This window comes from Providencia sp. PROV033 (assembly GCF_028484855.1).
Lineage (GTDB): Bacteria > Pseudomonadota > Gammaproteobacteria > Enterobacterales > Enterobacteriaceae > Providencia > Providencia alcalifaciens.
Window position 1 is genome coordinate 1 of sequence record NZ_JAMPSW010000033.1, and the last position, 18768, is coordinate 18768.

Annotated in this window: 18 protein-coding genes; 5 read left to right on the forward strand and 13 right to left on the reverse strand. The window is 42.0% G+C overall.

Features of this window, described 5'->3' with window-relative positions:
- Positions 1–140: 140 nt before the first annotated feature.
- Positions 141–605, reverse strand: coding sequence for a xanthine phosphoribosyltransferase (gene gpt, locus PSF16_RS07765; protein WP_006662626.1), 465 nt, complete (start codon positions 603–605; stop codon positions 141–143).
- 319 nt (positions 606–924) lie between these two features.
- Here gpt and pepD point away from each other — a divergent pair, with 319 nt between their 5' ends.
- The gene (pepD, locus tag PSF16_RS07770) at positions 925–2385 is read left to right on the forward strand and encodes a beta-Ala-His dipeptidase (protein ID WP_036962628.1); all 1461 of its coding nucleotides are present in this window, start codon (positions 925–927) and stop codon (positions 2383–2385) included.
- 71 nt (positions 2386–2456) lie between these two features.
- Here the strand turns inward: pepD and dinB are convergent, their stop codons facing one another.
- Positions 2457–3512, reverse strand: a complete 1056-nt coding sequence (dinB, locus tag PSF16_RS07775) for a DNA polymerase IV (RefSeq protein WP_036967157.1) — start codon at positions 3510–3512, stop codon at positions 2457–2459.
- Between the two features lie 233 nt (positions 3513–3745).
- On the opposite strand from dinB, the gene PSF16_RS07780 reads away from it, so the two are divergent.
- Together PSF16_RS07780 and PSF16_RS07785 are read left to right on the forward strand one after the other, a co-directional pair.
- On the forward strand, positions 3746–4642 hold the full coding sequence (locus PSF16_RS07780) for a glycerophosphodiester phosphodiesterase family protein (RefSeq protein WP_272689074.1): 897 nt from the start codon (positions 3746–3748) through the stop codon (positions 4640–4642).
- A 224-nt stretch (positions 4643–4866) separates the two neighbouring features.
- On the forward strand, positions 4867–5232 hold the full coding sequence (locus PSF16_RS07785) for a hypothetical protein (protein ID WP_036962634.1): 366 nt from the start codon (positions 4867–4869) through the stop codon (positions 5230–5232).
- Positions 5233–5301: 69 nt separating this feature from the next.
- On the opposite strand, the gene nqrM is transcribed toward PSF16_RS07785, so the two are convergent.
- From nqrM to PSF16_RS07825, 8 genes are all read right to left on the reverse strand, one after another.
- Positions 5302–5529, reverse strand: a complete 228-nt coding sequence (gene nqrM, locus PSF16_RS07790) for a (Na+)-NQR maturation NqrM (RefSeq protein ID WP_006657399.1) — start codon at positions 5527–5529, stop codon at positions 5302–5304.
- Between the two features lie 15 nt (positions 5530–5544).
- On the reverse strand, positions 5545–6576 hold the full coding sequence (locus PSF16_RS07795) for an FAD:protein FMN transferase (protein ID WP_006657398.1): 1032 nt from the start codon (positions 6574–6576) through the stop codon (positions 5545–5547).
- A gap of 230 nt (positions 6577–6806) precedes the next feature.
- Entirely contained in the window at positions 6807–8033 is a 1227-nt protein-coding gene (gene nqrF / locus PSF16_RS07800; RefSeq protein ID WP_272689075.1) for an NADH:ubiquinone reductase (Na(+)-transporting) subunit F, read from the reverse strand.
- Between the two features lie 15 nt (positions 8034–8048).
- Positions 8049–8645 carry an NADH:ubiquinone reductase (Na(+)-transporting) subunit E gene (gene nqrE, locus PSF16_RS07805; protein WP_006657396.1) on the reverse strand — a complete coding sequence of 199 codons (597 nt, stop codon included), beginning with the start codon at positions 8643–8645 and terminating at the stop codon, positions 8049–8051.
- Between the two features lie 4 nt (positions 8646–8649).
- Entirely contained in the window at positions 8650–9279 is a 630-nt protein-coding gene (locus PSF16_RS07810) for an NADH:ubiquinone reductase (Na(+)-transporting) subunit D (protein WP_006657395.1), read from the reverse strand.
- On the reverse strand, positions 9272–10066 hold the full coding sequence (locus tag PSF16_RS07815; RefSeq protein WP_006657394.1) for a Na(+)-translocating NADH-quinone reductase subunit C: 795 nt from the start codon (positions 10064–10066) through the stop codon (positions 9272–9274). Before PSF16_RS07815 ends, PSF16_RS07810 begins: the two co-directional genes overlap by 8 nt.
- Positions 10059–11297 (reverse strand): NADH:ubiquinone reductase (Na(+)-transporting) subunit B, encoded by a 1239-nt coding sequence (locus tag PSF16_RS07820; RefSeq protein ID WP_036962636.1) that lies wholly within the window; start codon positions 11295–11297, stop codon positions 10059–10061. Before PSF16_RS07820 ends, PSF16_RS07815 begins: the two co-directional genes overlap by 8 nt.
- A 4-nt stretch (positions 11298–11301) precedes the next feature.
- Positions 11302–12645 (reverse strand): Na(+)-translocating NADH-quinone reductase subunit A, encoded by a 1344-nt coding sequence (locus PSF16_RS07825; protein WP_272689076.1) that lies wholly within the window; start codon positions 12643–12645, stop codon positions 11302–11304.
- 415 nt (positions 12646–13060) lie between these two features.
- On the opposite strand from PSF16_RS07825, the gene PSF16_RS07830 reads away from it, so the two are divergent.
- Complete coding sequence (locus tag PSF16_RS07830; protein ID WP_272689077.1) at positions 13061–13798, forward strand: L,D-transpeptidase family protein; 738 nt, start codon at positions 13061–13063, stop codon at positions 13796–13798.
- On the opposite strand, the gene PSF16_RS07835 is transcribed toward PSF16_RS07830, so the two are convergent.
- Positions 13769–14536, reverse strand: coding sequence for a class II glutamine amidotransferase (locus PSF16_RS07835; RefSeq protein ID WP_006657390.1), 768 nt, complete (start codon positions 14534–14536; stop codon positions 13769–13771). The genes PSF16_RS07830 and PSF16_RS07835 overlap by 30 nt on opposite strands.
- 26 nt (positions 14537–14562) lie before the next feature.
- Positions 14563–15141 carry a D-sedoheptulose 7-phosphate isomerase gene (lpcA, locus tag PSF16_RS07840; protein ID WP_006662632.1) on the reverse strand — a complete coding sequence of 193 codons (579 nt, stop codon included), beginning with the start codon at positions 15139–15141 and terminating at the stop codon, positions 14563–14565.
- A 338-nt stretch (positions 15142–15479) separates the two neighbouring features.
- Between lpcA and fadE the strand changes: the two genes are divergently transcribed.
- Complete coding sequence (gene fadE, locus PSF16_RS07845; protein ID WP_272689078.1) at positions 15480–17945, forward strand: acyl-CoA dehydrogenase FadE; 2466 nt, start codon at positions 15480–15482, stop codon at positions 17943–17945.
- 118 nt (positions 17946–18063) lie between these two features.
- On the opposite strand, the gene PSF16_RS07850 is transcribed toward fadE, so the two are convergent.
- Positions 18064–18693, reverse strand: coding sequence for a sel1 repeat family protein (locus tag PSF16_RS07850; RefSeq protein WP_272689079.1), 630 nt, complete (start codon positions 18691–18693; stop codon positions 18064–18066).
- Between the last annotated feature and the right edge of the window lie 75 nt (positions 18694–18768).

Consider the following 18768-nt stretch of genomic DNA (forward strand, 5'->3'; position numbering starts at 1 on the left):
CAAAAAAGGGAGTGCATAATGCACTCCCTTCTATCATATCGTGTTTCGCTAAAATCACTTAGGTAATAATGTGGAGTTTTTTATAAAACAACCACTACCTACAACAGCTTAACCCAATAGACTTATTTATCTTGTTCACACTATTTATCTTGTTCACACAAGGGATCAATAAACACAACGCCCATATCCCAAGGCTGTTCAATCCAAGTGTTTTGAGGGATATCAACAACATAGTCATCAACTAATGGACGACCAGCTGGTTTTGCAAAGATAGTGACAAAGTGTGCTTTTGGATACATATCGCGGATCGCTTTCGCTGTACCGCCAGTGTCCACTAAATCGTCAATCACGATAAAGCCTTCGCCATCGCCTTCAGCACGTTTAATCACGTTGAGTTCACGCTGATTATCGTGGTCGTAGCTAGAGATACAAACGGTATCAACATGACGAATACCCAGCTCACGCGCTAACAGTGCAGCAGGAACTAGACCACCGCGACTAACGGCAATAATACCAGTCCATTGTTTTGCTGGTAATAAACGTTGTGCGAGTTTACGGGCATGTATTTGCAACATATCCCACGTTACGACATATTTTTCGCTCATAAAATTCGGGTCCCGAAGGTGAGTAAAACAGAAATGTGTCTTGCGGAAAAAAGGTTGCGCGAGATTATAGTGATTTGGCGCAGGAAAAACCAGCGAAACCATCCCACTAAATGAATAATTCTTATTAACGCTCTCCATTATTCGATGTAAAGTGTTATGCTGAATCAATACATAAAACCGCTTAAAACTTGAGTTATTACACTTAAGTACAATCTTAAATTAAGTGGTGAACGCCGTCAGTCGATTGTTTTGGGTGTGAGCCAATCTCTAGCTTGAAATATGACGGGAAGATTACGATAAAAGTACCAAGGAGAAGAACGTGTCACAATTATCAACGCTAAAACCACAACCACTGTGGGATATTTTCGCAAAAATCTGCTCCATTCCGCATCCATCAAAACACGAAGAAGCTTTAGCCGCTCACATCATGGAATGGTCTAAAGGAAAAGGTTTTCACGTTGAACGCGACCAAGTTGGTAATATTTTAATCCGTAAACCAGCAACTGCGGGTTATGAAAACCGCAAACCTGTCGTACTGCAAGCTCACTTAGATATGGTGCCGCAAAAAAATAACGACACAGAGCACGATTTCACGAAAGACCCTATCCGTCCTTATATTAATGGTGAGTGGGTAACCGCGGAAGGCACAACATTAGGTGCAGATAACGGTATTGGTATGGCATCTGCATTAGCGGTATTAGCGGATGAAAGTGTTGAGCACGGTCCATTAGAAGTCTTGCTGACTATGACCGAAGAAACAGGTATGGATGGCGCTTTCGGCTTACAACCAAACTGGTTACAAGCAGATATTCTGATCAACACAGACTCAGAAGAAGAAGGCGAAATTTACATGGGTTGTGCTGGTGGTATTGATTTCACCGCGACCTTTGATTTAACTCGCGAAGCATTACCGCAAGGTTATAAAACCTTTATTATGACACTGAAAGGTCTAAAAGGTGGTCACTCTGGTGGTGACATACACTTAGGTTTAGGTAATGCAAACAAATTATTAGCTCGTTTCTTAGCGGGTCATGCTGAAGATTTAGGCTTAAAACTGTTGGAATTCACAGGCGGTACCCTGCGTAATGCAATTCCACGCGAAGGTCATGCAACCATTGCAGTACCTGCCGACAAAGTTGCAGAACTCACTGCATTAAGAGCACGCTATGAAGGCATTCTGAAAAATGAACTCGCGGCTGTTGAACCTAATTTAGTCTTACTGTTAGATGAAACGTCAAGTGACCTAAAAGCGCTGACAGATGATTGCCAACAACGTTTAGTTTTCTTCCTGAACGCGGCACCAAGCGGCGTAATCCGTATGAGCGATGTCGTGAAAGGCGTTGTTGAGACTTCATTGAATGAAGGCGTTGTCAACATGACAGAAGACAAAGCCGAAGTGATCTTCTTAATCCGCTCACTAATCGACTCTGGTAAAAACTACGTTGTGAACATGCTGACTTCACTGACTAAACTGGCGAAAGCTCAATACCGTGCTGAAGGTGGATATCCAGGTTGGCAGCCAGATGCAGACTCACCAGTCATGCATATTGTTAGCGACACTTACCAAAAACTGTTTGGTAAAATTCCAAATATCATGGTTATCCATGCGGGTCTTGAATGCGGTCTGTTCAAAAAACCTTACCCATTAATGGACATGGTATCAATTGGACCAACGATTCGCGGTGCTCACTCACCAGATGAACGCGTTCATATCGAAAGCGTAGGTCAATACTGGACATTATTAACCGCTATCTTGAAAGCGATTCCAGTTAAAAACTAATTCAACATTGGATTATCAATGTTATAAATATCAGGGTCATAAGCTACGGTTTATGACCCTATGTTTTTACTCTATAAAAATAATGAAAGCTGCCTTTCAATTTGTGGATTTTGCAACGTCACATGTAACCCAACCAATCTGACACCGCGCCCTGCCCTACGATTTTCCCAAGCCTGTTTTGCTAGCTGAATTAAGTCCTGTTTATTTATCGTCGGATAGACATGTTCTTGTGTAGTTTGTTGGAAATCATCAAATTTTAGCTTCACGCCTTGGCGAGCAATACGTAAATCCGGCTTTACTTTCTCTAAACGAAAATGCAGTTCATCGTACAGCGTATCAAGTAACGGCAAGCAATCCTCCCATTGATGAATATCTTTCGCTAGCGTACGCTCAACCCCGACTGACTTACGTAAACGCTCAGGATTCACCGCTCGTTCATCAATACCATGGCAACGCTCCCACAGCGCCTGACCAAATTTCCCCATGCTTTTTATCAGTGCCAACATGTCATATTTCTGCACATCTGAACAGGTCAACAACCCCATATCTGCGAGCTTTTGCGCCGTCACCTTACCGACACCAGGAATTTTTTTTAATGGAAGAGAGGCAACAAATGTGGGCAGTTCTTGCGGAGTGATCACAAACTGCCCATTGGGTTTATTCATATCAGACGCAATTTTTGCGAGAAATTTAATCGGTGCAATACCCGCAGAAGCCGTTAACTGTAACTCATCGAAAATTTGCTGGCGGATAGCCTCTGCAATTAATGTGGCTGAACCATGAAGTTGCTGGCAATCCGTAACATCTAAGTAAGCTTCATCCAGAGAGAGCGGCTCAATAAGATCCGTATAGCGAGCGAATATTTGCCGAATATGGTTAGACACATCCTTATAGACAGCCATACGACCGGGGACCACCTTAAGGTGAGGACAAAGCTTTAATGCCAGAGCTGTCGACATCGCACTGTGCACCCCATAACGCCTCGCTTCATAATTCGCGGTGCTCAACACACCACGTCTGTCCGCACTACCTCCGACTGCAAGAGGAACATTACGTAAACTCGGGTCGTCACGCATTTCTATCGCTGCAAAAAAGCAATCCATATCAATATGAATAATTTTACGCATGATAGACGCTCCAACCAATGATTACTGAATAAATATACAGTTGTTTTATTAGCCACGCAACTTATTCATCTGATTGAAACGTATTTCTGAGACACTGTAAAAGCACGAAAAAACGGAAAGTTACTCCTAATTCATAGGCAAACTACTTACAACACAGCCTGAAAATATTAAAACAACCATTCAATTAACTTCATGTTAGTGCATTGAATTTACTATCATTATGGATTATACAAATGCAAATTATATCAACATCAGTCCTCAAAAAGTCTGTCGCGATAGGCTTACTACTTTTGGCTAGTCAATCCGCTTTCTCCTTCACACCACATATTGTTGCACACCGTGCAGGTACGTCTGATGCACCAGAAAACACCCTTTATGCCATTGAACAAGCTAAAAACAATAAGGTTGATGCGATTTGGCTCACTGTGCAGCTCAGTAAAGACAACCAATTAGTCCTTTACCGCCCGAGTGACTTAGACGCGTTAACCGATAAAAGTGGATTCATTTCAGGTTACACCGCAAATCAGTTAAACCAAATCAATGCGGCTTACAAATTTAATCAGACACACAATCAACAATTGCCTGCGACACAGACCACCATCGTGACGCTAGAAGAGGTGTTAAAAAAATACCCTGATACCGTTTTTTATATCGATTTAAAATCGCCTGATGCAGATCCGAATAATCAAGCTCTCGCTATTCTGGCATTACTAAACAAAACCAATGCATTTAGCCAAGTTCGCTTTTATTCCACCAATGATGCATTTTTGAAAGCCCTGAAACCACTTTCAACTAAATTACAGTTATTTGAAAGCCGCGATGAAACACGCACTATGCTGGCAAATAGTGTCATGGACCACAAATGTTCTATTGAGAATGACAAATCTACCACGCGCTGGTACGGCTTTGAATTACGTCGCAAAGTTGAAGTTGTTGAGAAATACACGCTTGGGGAAGCTCGCTCCCCTGCCACCTTATCGTGGGATAAAGAAGCCATCGACTGTTTTAGAAAAAATGGCAACGCCTATATCATCGTGTTTGGTGTCAATAATCAAGATGACTACCAATTTGCTAAAGAAATTGGCGTGGATGCAGTGATGGTCGATTCACCAAAAGCCTTCAAAAAATAACATTAAAACTATTAAGCTACTTTTATTCAATAGCCTCTCATTTAATTTAAGTAGCTTATCTTTATTATAAATGTCCCTCATATTTCATTTCTTTTCATTAATACATGATATTAAATATTAATTACATTTCAATACGATACTGCCAAACTCATTTTGAGGAAAATTTGAATCCTCAACATCTAGCTACAATGTCATACCAAATAAAAACATGAGCAAGAGGTAATATGTCTATTTCAAAAGGCACGATATCAATTGAAAACAAATGGAATGAAACTATCAAGAAAGTTGAAATAATTTATAAAAGTAACGAGAGTGAATATGATAATGCCTTTGTCACATACAATTTATCTAATAATAAAACTCTCAATGATATATTTAATATCTCGTATTCCTCGACAGGGAAAAGTGAATGGATTGGAAACATAACGACGAGTGACGGTATAAAATGGAGTAGCGGCGATTTCCTAACGTGTAATGCAAATAAAGCTGAATATAGTCATATCATGATCAGCTTCGATGGGAATAAAAAAGAAATGCACGTTTCTTATCCTAGATTTAATTCATGCGCAAAAAAAATGAACCCAATTTAATTTCAATTAAAAATAAAAAACCTTAGCCATCAATCAATGACTAAGGTTTGTATTTATTACAGTTTAAAATCACAAAATGCGGTTTTTCTCTAACATTTTTTTGCGGGCTTCTTCACGCGCCATGCGCTTTTTACGTGCATCACATGGTTCGGGACAGTCACACACTTTTTCTACCCCGATACTACTCAAACCGCCACAGCTACCTTGGATACTTTTACGCTTGATGATATACCCAAGAGACATACCTAAAAATGCCAACAAAAATAAAGCAAAGGCTGCAAGAAAAACATTCAACATTTCGTTTTCCTCCTTTTACTGTTTTTTCTGTAAAAATGGTTCGAATGCTTTAGTGTAACGCTCTTCGAAACCTTTATCTGTCTTAATAATCATAAAAACAGGCACATTCATTTTTTCTGCTAAGGCTAAACCTGCTTCTGGTCCCATCACATTTAACCCTGTCGATAAACCATCCGCTGTCATACAGTCTTCGGCTAATACTGTGATTGAAACTAAATTATGGGAAATAGGCTTACCTGTTTTTGGATCGATGGTATGAGAAAAATGCACGCCATTTTGTTCAAAATAGTTACGATAATCCCCCGAAGTGGCAATCGATAAATCACCAGGTTCAATGATCTCTTGTGCCGTTTGGCTCACACCGTCAGTTGCCGGTTTTTCAATCGCAATACGCCACGGTGCATCTTTTCCATTTTTCCCTTTGGTACGGACTTCACCACCAATATCAACCATATAGTCATTGATATTGATGGACTCCAAATATTCAGCAACCACATCAACGCCATACCCTTTAGCGATAGAGGATAAATCAACATACAGTTCAGGGATTGTCTTAATTAAGTTATTACCTTGAACAGAGAGTTTATCGATACCGATCCATGCACGGCGCTTTTCTAACTCTTCGTCAGTAGGTGCTTTAGTCACTCGACCTTCAGGCCCAAAGCCCCACAAATTAACCAGCGGTCCGACTGTGACGTCTAAACTACCATCAGTAAGCTTGTTTATTTCAATTGCCTTGCTGACGACCTTTGCTGTCGCCGCTGACACTGGGAATGGTTCATTCACCTCATTGGATTGATTAAAACGACTTAATTCAGAACCAGGGCGATAGGTTGACATTTGGTCGTTGACCTCTTCCAAGCGTTTGTCAATTTCAGCTTGAATAGCTTCTGAAGAAGGCTCTGATGAGTCTGTCACGAACTTAACAGAATAATAGGTTCCCATGGTTTGCCCCTGAAGGTTCTTTTGTTCAGGTCCACCACATGCGGCAAGAAGGAGCGTCGCTGCGAATAGCAGCACTGGAGTCAATACTTTTCTGTTTAGCATAAAAATTTCTCAGCGTTAATTGTAAGCGCCCACTAGAGAAAGAGTAGGTGCTGAGACGTCTAACAAACTCAACATTCACAAATCTAGAGAATACTCACGTTTAAAATAGGAGCGCCTATTCGGCGCTCCCTAGTTTACAACCAAAAAGAGGAAAAAAATCCTTTTTTCCTCTTTTTAGTCAATAAGCGCCCAGTATTTTGGGCGCTTAACCGATAATTTAAAGCAACTAATCAGCCACCAAAATCATCCAGCAAGATATTTTCGTCCTCAACACCAAGGTCTTTTAACATCTTGATGACTGCAGCGTTCATCACTGGAGGTCCACACATGTAGAACTCACAATCTTCTGGTGCAGGATGATCTTTGAGGTAGTTTTCATACAAGACATTATGAATAAATCCTGTGTAACCGTCCCAATTATCTTCTGGCAAAGCGTCAGAAAGTGCAACATTCCATGTAAAGTTGTCATGTTCCGCAGCTAATTGATCAAAATCCTCTGTATAGAACATTTCACGTTTCGAACGTGCACCATACCAGAAACTGATCTTACGCTTAGTATCTAAACGACGTAATTGGTCAAAAATGTGGGAGCGCATAGGCGCCATACCCGCACCACCGCCGATAAAGATCATCTCAGCATCCGTTTCTTTCGCAAAGAACTCACCAAATGGTCCAGAGATAGTGACTTTATCACCTGGTTTCAATGACCAGATGTAAGATGACATAATACCTGGCGGCACATCTGGATTACGCGGAGGTGGCGTTGCAATACGCACGTTCAGCATAATAATACCGCGCTCTTCTGGATAGTTTGCCATTGAGTAAGCACGTACAGTTTGCTCTTTGACATCAGAAACATAGCGGAACAGATTAAATTTATCCCAATCTTCACGATACTCTTCAGGAACATCGAAGTCTGAGTACTTCACAACATGAGGCGGACATTCAATTTGAATATAGCCGCCAGCACGGAAGGGAACCACTTCATCGTTTGGAATTTTTAACTTCAGCTCTTTAATGAAAGTTGCTTTGTTATCATTAGAAATAACTTCACATTCCCATTTTTTCACGCCGAAAATTTCTTCTGGCAATTCAATTTTCAGATCTTGTTTTACGTTAACCTGACACGCTAAACGGCAACCTTCTTTCGCTTCACGCTTGTTGATATGAGATAACTCAGTTGGCAGAATGTCTCCACCACCCTCTTTGATTTTCACGCGACACTGACCACATGAACCACCGCCGCCACAGGCAGAAGAAACAAAGATACCTTGGTTAGCTAACATACCTAACAGCTTGTCACCTGCTGGAGCATCGAAACTCTTATCAGGATCACCGTTAACTTCAATTTTAATGTTCCCTGTATTGACTAACTTGGACTTTGCAAACAGGATTAAACCTGTCAGCGCCAAGACAATCAGGGTGAACATAACTACGCCTAGAATAATAATATCCATGAATTCTTCTCGCCTTTATAGCTGCACACCGGAGAAGGACATAAAGCCCAATGCCATCAAACCGGTCGTAACAAAGGTGATGCCTAACCCTTTTAGACCCGCAGGAATGTCTGAATACTTCATTTTTTCACGAATCGCTGCCATTAAGACAATCGCTAACATCCAACCAATACCAGAACCAAAGCCATACACGATAGATTCAGTAAAGTTGTAGTCACGCTGAGCCATGAAAGAAACACCACCAAAAATTGCGCAGTTTACGGTGATCAACGGCAAGAAGATCCCTAACGCGTTATACAATGATGGGAAGTAACGATCTAAAATCATTTCCAGAATTTGAACCAATGCCGCGATGACACCGATAAAGGTAATGAAGTTCAGGAAGGATAGGTCCACGCCTTCAACTAACGCACCGTCACGTAAAACCAAGTTGTACACTAAGTTATTCGCTGGAACGGAGATACCAAGTACCACCGTTACTGCAATACCCAGCCCAAAGGCAGTTTTTACGTTCTTCGATACTGCAAGGAATGTACACATCCCTAAGAAGAAAGCTAACGCCATGTTTTCGATGAAAATGGCTTTTACAAACAAGCTAATATAATGTTCCATGCTCTTAATCCTTCTCTATCTGAGCTGGTTTCAGAGTCCGTAGACCCCAAATCAGCATACCGATGATAAAGAATGCACTTGGCGCTAACAGGAATAAGCCATTTGGCATGTACCAACCACCATTTTGCAGTGATTCAAATACTGTGATACCAAACAGTTTTCCGGAACCAAAGAGCTCGCGAAGGAAGCCAACCAGAACCAGAATCACACCGTAACCAAGACCGTTACCGATACCATCCATAAAACTTTCGATTGGCGGCGCTTTCATTGCATACGCTTCAGCACGCCCCATCACGATACAGTTGGTGATAATCAAGCCAACAAATACCGAAAGTTGTTTCGAAATTTCATAGGCATAGGCACGTAAAATTTGGTCAACCACAATCACTAATGAAGCGATAATGGCCATTTGAACAATAATACGAACACTGCTCGGTATATAATTTCTAATTAATGAGATAAAAAAGTTAGAGAATGCGGTAACTAACGTTACTGCAATAGTCATAACCAGTGCAGTTTCCAGTTTTGTGGTAACCGCTAATGCAGAGCACACACCCAAAACCTGTAATGCAATCGGGTTATTATCAAACAAAGGTCCAAGTAGGACGCGTTTTACTTCTTTTGAATCAGCCATTATTCAGCGCTCCTTCACGAACTTTTTTCAGGAACGGACCAAAACCGTTATCACCCAACCAAAAATCAAACATATGTTGGATACCGTTTGACGTCAGCGTTGCACCTGAAAGACCATCGATACCATATGGGCTATCGGTGGCACCACCACGCACGATCTTGATTGCAGGTACACCCTGCTCATTGAACAGTTTTTTACCTGGCCACTGTGCTTTCCATTGAGGGTTGTCAACTTCACCACCCAGACCCGGTGTTTCACCATGTGCATAGTAAGTAATACCACGCGAGGTTACGCCATCAATATCCACCGCAATAAAGGCATACATCACCGACCATAAACCAGAGCCGTAAACTGGCAGAATCACTTGAGTGACTTTCCCTTGTTCATCTTTAACCAGATAAATTTCGGCACTATTGGCACGACGACGAATCTTGGCAATATCTTCTGCGGGTGAAAGTGCGATGCTGCTCTCTTCGCTACGCAGCTCGCTATTTAAATCATAACGACTGACGCTGTCAGATAACTCATTCGTTTTGAAGTTCAATAGCTTCGGTTCAATACGTTCGCCATACACTTTTTGAATTTCTTCTGCGCTCATTTTTGGTTGCAGCAGGCCCGCAACACTCAAAATATTACGCTGAGTATCTAGCATTATTTGTTCTTGCTGCTGAGGTTTCAGACCAACCGCAGCACCGGCAACAACGACGGAACACACTAAGCAGAGAATGAAAACGACGAGAAATGTTCTGCCGACGCCATCTTTATTTACTGGTTTATCATTAGCCACGGGCTTTTCTCCGTTTAATATTTGCTTGAACGACCATATAGTCAAACAGAGGAGCAAACAGGTTGGCGAACAGGATTGCAAGCATCATCCCTTCAGGATATGCAGGGTTAACAACCCGAACAAGTACGCACATTACGCCGATCAAAATCCCATAAGCCCACTTACCTTTATCAGTAAAGGAGGCAGAAACCGGGTCTGTCGCCATAAAGATCATACCGAAGGCAAAGCCACCTAAGACCATATGCCACCACCATGGCATTGCAAACAGTGGATTGGTGTCTGAACCGATAAAGTTAAACAGGTAGGACATCGCAATCATACCCAGCATCACACCTGCCACGATGCGCCAAGAGGCGATACGGAAGAAGATGATAAATGCACCACCAATGAAGATCATCAAGGTAGAAACTTCACCAATTGAACCAGGCATATTCCCTAAGAAAGCTTGCATCCAAGTGATTGGCTCGCCAGTCACTGTGTTCACCAGTGAACTCGCACCACCAGTCGCCCATTGGGACAGAGGCGTTGCACCAGAAAAACCATCCGCAGCAGTCCAGACTAAATCACCTGAAATTTGTGCAGGATAAGCAAAGAAGAGGAATGCACGACCCGCTAGTGCAGGGTTAAGGAAGTTACGACCTGTACCACCGAAAATCTCTTTTGCGACAACCACACCGAAGGTGATACCGAGCGCCGCTTGCCATAATGGAATGGTAGGCGGAACAATCAGCGCAAATAAGATTGATGAAATGAAGAAGCCTTCGTTGATTTCATGACCACGGATCATGGCAAACAACACTTCCCAGAAACCACCAACCAAAAAGACCACTAAGTAAATTGGTAGGAAGTAAACAGCCCCTAGCAGCATTTTGCTGCCCCAGCCAGCATCAGGTGTTAACGATGCACCTAATAACTGCGCAAGAGAATAATGCCAATCACTCGCTAAAACCTGCTGTAGTTCAGCGCCACTGTACAAATGATGCAGCGCGGGAATCGCTTGGTTACCGACGTTATACATACCCCAGAACATCGCTGGGAAAACCGCAAGCCAGACTAAAATCATCATGCGCTTGAGGTCGATAGTATCGCGTACGTGTGAGCGACCTTTTGTTACTGTGCCCGGCGTATAGAAGACTGTTACAACCGCTTCATACAATGGATAGAATTTTGCTAATTTTCCACCGGGTTCAAATTGGTGCTCATATTTTTCAAATAAATTTTTCAGACCCATGGAATTACCCTTCTAGCTCAATCTTGGTCAGAACATCACGCAGTACTGGACCATATTCATACTTAGCTGGACACACATAGGTGCACAGACCCAAGTCTTCTTCATCGAGTTCCAGACAACCCAGTTCCTGAGACGTATCGGTATCACCCGCAAGTAAATCACGCAGTAAGTGAGTGATCATAATGTCGAGTGGCATCACGCGTTCATAGTTACCAATTGGCACCATTGAACGCTCACCGCCGTTCATCGTCGTCGTGAAATTAAAGCGTTTGTTCTTCAGAAAATGTCCGATGGTGGTACGCGTAATCGTGAATTTATTCACACCAGGCATAATCCATCCAAATAACTCTTTATCGCGACCTTCCGCTAAAACAGAGATTTGATTATGGAAACGACCGAGGTAGTGATGAGCATCATCACAGGTCCCCCCCCACAATACAGAGCCGGAAATTAAACGGTTTTCACCTGCTTTAAGTTGACCTTTGGTCAGTTCGTAGATATCTGCACCAAGACGGGTACGCAACAAGCGAGGTTTCTCAACTTGTGGACCTGCAACAGAAACAACGCGGTCAGTATAAAGGTGACCCGTGGTAAATAATTTACCGATAGCAATCACATCTTGGTAATTAAGGCTCCACACTTTTCTACGAATGCTAACAGGCTCAAGGAAATGAATGTGAGTCCCTGCCAGACCCGCTGGGTGCGGTCCTGAAAATTGGGTATATGTGATTTGCGTATTAGCGGCTTGCTTTGGCAGTTCGCCTGCACCATGACAAACATGCACCTTGCCTTCCGTGAGTCGGCTCAAAACGATGAGACCGTCATTAAAGGCTTGCGCATTTTCACCAATGATAATAGAAGGATCAGCAGCAAGAGGATTTGTATCAATTGCAGTCACAAAAATCGCTACTGGGGATGAACCTGGCTCTGGAGAACGACTAAATGGGCGCGTTCTTAAAGCAGTCCATAAACCGGATCTTAAAAGATTTTGTTCAACCTGCTCTTTCGTCAGTGATGGAAGTTGATCTGTGGAATAAGACTCGAAAGTCTCTTGTTCGTCACCATCAACTTCGATAACAACGGACTGAAGTACACGACGCTCACCGCGGTGTATGGCAATAATCTTGCCACCAGCTGGGCTAGTAAATACCACGCCAGGATTCTTTTTATCTTCAAAAAGAATCTGCCCTTTTTTTACACGCTCACCTTCTTTAACCAGCATCGAAGGACGCATTCCGACATATTCTTCACCTAGCACTGCTACGTGTTGAATTTTCGGGCCGTCTTCTATCACTTGGGCTGGCTCACCTGCGATGGGAAGGTTAAGGCCTTTTTTAATTTTAATCATAAGATCTGCACAAGTTTATCAGTTAAACCCTAAGCTAACGATTCAGCAATGAATGATAGCGACTCAATAATAAAAATAACTCAAGTTGCTTTCGCTGCTTGAGTCAGTAAATCTAACAATATTGCTACACTTTATCTTCTTCTGCCGACGTCAATTTTATCAGTTCCCTCGCCCTCTGTCCGGTTATAGAAGTGACCTAGTTCAAGCAAATCGCAATAAAATTTAAAATATTGTTGTAACAACTCGTAAAAACCTACATATTGGCTCACATTTATCGAGTGTCGACTAATTTCTAATCAATAATGATTCATTAGAAAATTATTAACTTGATATATTAAATTTTGTTCCATTCGTCTAAAATATGTTGAATTTGGTCCATTTTTAATCAGGTTATTTTTCATTATTCGGCTTAATTATGCATATAAGTAAAACTATCGGTGTATATTTACTCATCACATTTGCATGTTCTTCTTATGCACAAAAAGAAGATGTATTATTCTCCCTTAATAATAAGCCAGCAACTCAGCCTGATTCATCGATATTTATTCAAATATTTAAGCAAGAAGGCGTGCTTGAGCTCTACCAAAAAACGGCTGTAGGAAAGTATAAATTAGTCAAAACCTACCCTATTTGTAAGTTTTCTGGCGGACTGGGTCCCAAAAAGATGGAAGGTGACTTAAAAAGTCCAGAGGGCTTTTATCAAATTACACACTCACAGCTCAATCCGAATAGTCGATATTACCGATCTATTAATCTTGGCTTTCCTAATGAATTTGATAAAACGCAGGGATACTCAGGCAACTATCTGATGATACATGGTAGCTGTGTCTCTGTCGGGTGCTATGCAATGACAGATAAGTCCATGGGTGAGATTTATCAAATCGTGGAACAAGCACTTCAAAATGGTCAACCCGCCATTGATGTCAGCATTTATCCATTCCGAATGACAAAAATGAACATGCTGCGCTACCGCAACTCGGCGCATTACGCCTTTTGGAAACAACTTCAACCCGCTTATGACTATTTTGAGCGAACTGGCAACCCTGCTGAAATATCAGTAACATTAGGTAAATATCATGTTAACAGCATGCCAGAAACCCCCTCTAAGTTATTGGGATCTAAGTCACAGTATGCGTTGACCACGGTGGAATAGCACAAATTCACCGGGTTCGATTTTTTGCCACGTCTCATTACCTGTTAGTGGTGCCGTGGCAATCACCGAAACAATATCACTTGGCGTTGTGCATTGTTGGAAATCAATCTCGATGTCTTGATCCAGTAATTTTGCTTTACCAAATGGCGCTCTTCGGGTAATCCAATGCAATTTAGTCGAACTAAATGCCATCAAATACTGCCCATCAGACAGCAGCATATTGAAAACACCTTTTTCACGCAGTTGCTGCGCTAAAGTACCAATAAAACGAAAAACAGCTTGCCAATTTCTTGGTTTTCTTGGGTATTTCTGATTCAACTGATGCAAAATCCAACAAAATGCCCATTCACTGTCCGTCTCCCCAATTGGGCGATAGTGACCTGTTTTTAATGATCGAAAACCTTTCAATTGACCGTTATGCGCATAAGTCCAATTTCGCCCCCATAATTCCCGCGTAAACGGATGGGTATTAACCAGAGACACATCCCCTCGGTTCGCTTGACGAATATGCGCAACAATACTTTCTGACTTTATCGGGTATTCTTGCACAAAGCGTGCGACAGGAGAGACAAAACTGGGTTGAGGATCTTTAAATGTGCGACAGCCTAAACCTTCGTAAAAAGTGATCCCCCACCCATCTTTGTGTGGGCCTGTTTGTCCACCTCGGGAAATCAGCCCACTTAGGCTAAACGTAATATCTGTTGGTACATTGGCACTCATGCCAAGCAACTCGCACATTTAAAGTCTCCTAGAACTAAAAATGGTTATTTCACCATCTCTTTTTCAATTAACTGAATCAAAATATGGATCACTTTGATGTGAATCTCTTGAATGCGATCTGCATAACCAAAGTGTGGAACGCGAATCTCAACATCTGCGCTTCCCGCCATTTTTCCACCATCTTTCCCAGTCAGGGTGATCACTTTCATGCCTTTCGCACGAGCTGCTTCAATGGCTTTAATAATGTTGCCAGAATTACCTGATGTTGAAATACCCAGCAGAACATCGCCTTTTTGCCCGACTGCTTCAACAAAGCGAGAGAACACAAACTCATAACCAAAATCGTTACTTACACAAGATAAATGGCTAACATCAGAAATGGCAATTGCAGGGTAACCTGGGCGGTTTTCACGGTAACGCCCCGTCAACTCTTCAGCAAAATGCATCGCATCACAGTGGGAGCCACCGTTGCCGCAAGAAATAACTTTACCACCAGCTTTGAAAGAATCTGCCAGCAATACCGCAGCTTTCTCAATCGCTTGCAGATTAGCATCATCACTTAAAAATTTTGATAACGTATCTGCTGCTTCATTCAGCTCACCACGGATCAAGTCTTGGTACATGAGTTTCCCCTTAATTTTCACGAATTCTTGATGGAGATAATTACCCTTTTATAGGTAATTTATCTTTGATTTACCGATTGTTGCACAGGGTACATTTTGTTTCTACTGCTGATTGTATCGTATGGGGTATCGTTGGCGAAATCTCCATCAGTGCGCTTTTCTCTATCGACTTATCAACCTCGTTAAATTTCTCAATGTTGTTTCTTCCCAAAACTAACTGATGATTTTGTGAGCCAAGTTGTAATTAAGATGTAAACACCTTGCTAATTGTTTATTACCGGATATAGATTAATAAAACAAACAGGTCAGACCTCTTACAAGTAGACAGGAGTTTCACTATGATCCTTCTCAGTATTGTTTTATTTATTGCGTTAATCGGCGTGTTGAGCTACCACAAAAGCTCTCTCGTTCTGAGCACAATTGTATTACTTGCTTACACTGCAGCAATGGGTGCAGCCAATATTTGGAGCTATTGGATGCTACTCCCAGTCGCTCTTGTTTTACTCCCATTTGTCATCACACCAATTCGTCAATCTCTCTTTTCATCAAAAGCGATGGCAATGTTCCAAAAAGTAATGCCACCCATGTCTCGCACTGAAAAAGAAGCGATTGATGCAGGAACCACTTGGTGGGAAGGTGACCTATTTCGCGGCGCACCAAATTGGAACAAGCTTCACAACTACCCAAAACCGCAATTAACCGCTGAAGAACAAGCGTTTATTGATGGTCCAGTAGAAACAGTTTGCGGCATGGTGAATGACTTTGAAGTCACTCATGAACTCGCTGATTTACCGCCAGAAGTTTGGCAATATCTGCGTGACCACCGTTTCTTCGCCATGATCATCAAAAAAGAGTATGGCGGATTAGAGTTCTCTGCTTACGCACAATCTCAAGTTTTACAAAAGTTGGCAGGGGTATCCGGTATTCTCGCTATCACTGTCGGCGTACCGAACTCTTTAGGTCCTGGTGAATTACTGCAACATTATGGGACTGATGAGCAGAAAAAACGTTATTTACCAGGCTTAGCTACTGGTGAAGAGATCCCATGCTTTGCACTAACAAGCCCTGAAGCAGGTTCAGATGCAGGTGCTATCCCTGATGCAGGTGTTGTCTGCATGGGCGAATGGCAAGGTGAGCAAGTTTTAGGGATGCGCTTAACATGGAACAAGCGTTACATCACCCTAGCACCTATTGCGACAGTATTAGGGCTCGCCTTTAAATTAACAGATCCCGATAAGTTACTGGGTGGAGAGAAAAATCTCGGTATCACCTGTGCATTGATCCCAACAAACACGCCAGGTGTCGAAATTGGTCATCGCCATTTTCCTCTGAACGTACCGTTCATGAATGGTCCAACCCGCGGTAAAGATATTTTCGTTCCTATCGATTACATTATCGGTGGTCCACAAATGGCGGGGCAAGGTTGGAGAATGCTAGTGGAGTGTCTGTCTGTTGGACGCGGTATCACCCTGCCATCTAACTCTACAGGCAGCCTGAAGAGCGTGGCAATGGCAACGGGTGCTTATGCCTACATTCGCCGCCAATTCAAACTTCCTATCGGGAAAATGGAAGGTATCGAAGAACCGTTAGCACGCATTGCTGGTAACGCTTACCTGATGGATGCGGCAGCAACATTAATTACTTCCGGTATCATGTTAGGCGAGAAACCCGCGGTACTTTCAGCCATTGTTAAATATCACTGTACCCACCGTGGTCAACGCTCCATTATTGATGCGATGGACATCACTGGTGGTAAAGGTATCTGCTTAGGTGACTCTAACTTCGTCGCCAGATCATACCAAGGTGCCCCAATCGCGATTACGGTAGAAGGGGCGAATATTCTCACTCGCAGTATGATCATCTTTGGACAAGGTGCAATTCGTTGCCATCCATATGTTCTCGAAGAGATGGCTGCGGCTCAAGATAACAACCTGCACAAATTTGATAAAGCGGTATTCGGTCATATTGGTCATGTGATCAGTAACAAATGCCGTAGTTTCTGGCTAGGTTTAACCAATGGTCGTGGCAGCAGCACACCAACCAAAGATGAAACCCGCCGTTACTATCAAATGCTTAACCGTCATAGTGCTAACTTAGCCCTACTCTCTGATGTTTCCATGGGTGTTTTAGGTGGCAGTTTAAAACGTCGTGAGCGCATATCTGCACGTCTTGGTGACATTCTGAGCCATCTGTACCTCGCATCAGCTACGTTAAAACGTTATGAAGATGAAGGCCGTCAAAAAGCGGATTTACCTCTGGTGAGATGGGCGGTTGAAGATTGTCTGTATCAATCTGAAAAAGCGATGGATGATTTACTGAAGAACTTCCCGAATCGCTTTATCGCAGGTGCATTACGCATCGTGTTGTTCCCGACAGGTCGTGCCATGTCAATGCCATCCGATAGACTGGATCACAAGCTGGCACAATTGATTATGGAACCATCTGAAACGCGCGATAGAATTGGACGTGGACAGTTCTTAACACCGGTTGCCAATAACCCTCACGGTTTAGTAAACCAAGCGCTCTATGACATTATTGCCGCAGAGCCAATTTTCGAACGTATCTGCCGCTTAAAAGAGCGTAAATTCAGCTTCACGCGTTTGGATAAGTTAGCTGACCAAATGTTGCCAGAAAACATTATCACGCAAGAAGAAGCCGACATTTTACGTAAAGCTGAAGCTAGCCGCTTACGTACCATTAATGTAGATGAGTTTGATTTCGACGATTTAGGTGTACTTCCATCAAAAAAGCCACACACTGAGTCAGAGGATGAATCTCAGTCGAAAAAGAAAAAAGCGGCATAATTAATCTAACGCGCTAAAAATTGTCACCGTACTAAAAACAACAAGGGAGCCAATGGCTCCCTTGTTGATTTTGGTTAGTAGTTCGTCATGCATGATATATTTTCCTTTAATTGTAAGACTAACGTGATAACTCCATTGTATCTTTAAGGTTTTTTAGGCAAATCTTCCCACCTTTTTTAGCCCCCAAATCAAAATAATATTTCATTTTCTCAATATCCTTCCCTTCACCATCATCATTAAAATAATAAATATAACCAATATATTCACAGACTAAATCACTGTCTTTACCTCCTTTATTAATAACTTTCTCTAAATATTTAATAGCGTTTTTTCTACTTACTGAAAAGCCAATACCACGATGATGTAAAACAGCCATTTCATATAATGCGAGGCTATTATCTGGATTTTGATCTATGGATTTATTTAAATAGTCGATAGCTCTAAGGCATCTCTTAGTCAGTTCAACATTATTTAAATCAACAAAATTACAGTTTGAACTAATATAGAAAAGATGAAAAAGTAACAAGCTACTATTTGAGTCACCTTTACTTGACTGTAATCTCAAATAGTTATAATCAATTTGTGTTCTGGGAGGAGGAGTGTTGGATAATAATTTGGGGTCATATTGTCTATACTCATTAGAGTAACTAAAAGAAAGCATGCTTTTTGTCGCTAAATCAGTATGTTCCTTATCATTAGAATGACAGCCTTGAATAATTAATAACGTTAAAAATAGAATTAATTTCATATCTTCGCCGACTGAGTGAATAATAGAAACTAAACTTTACCTTTATTTATAGAATAGAAAATCCCCTAAACGAGT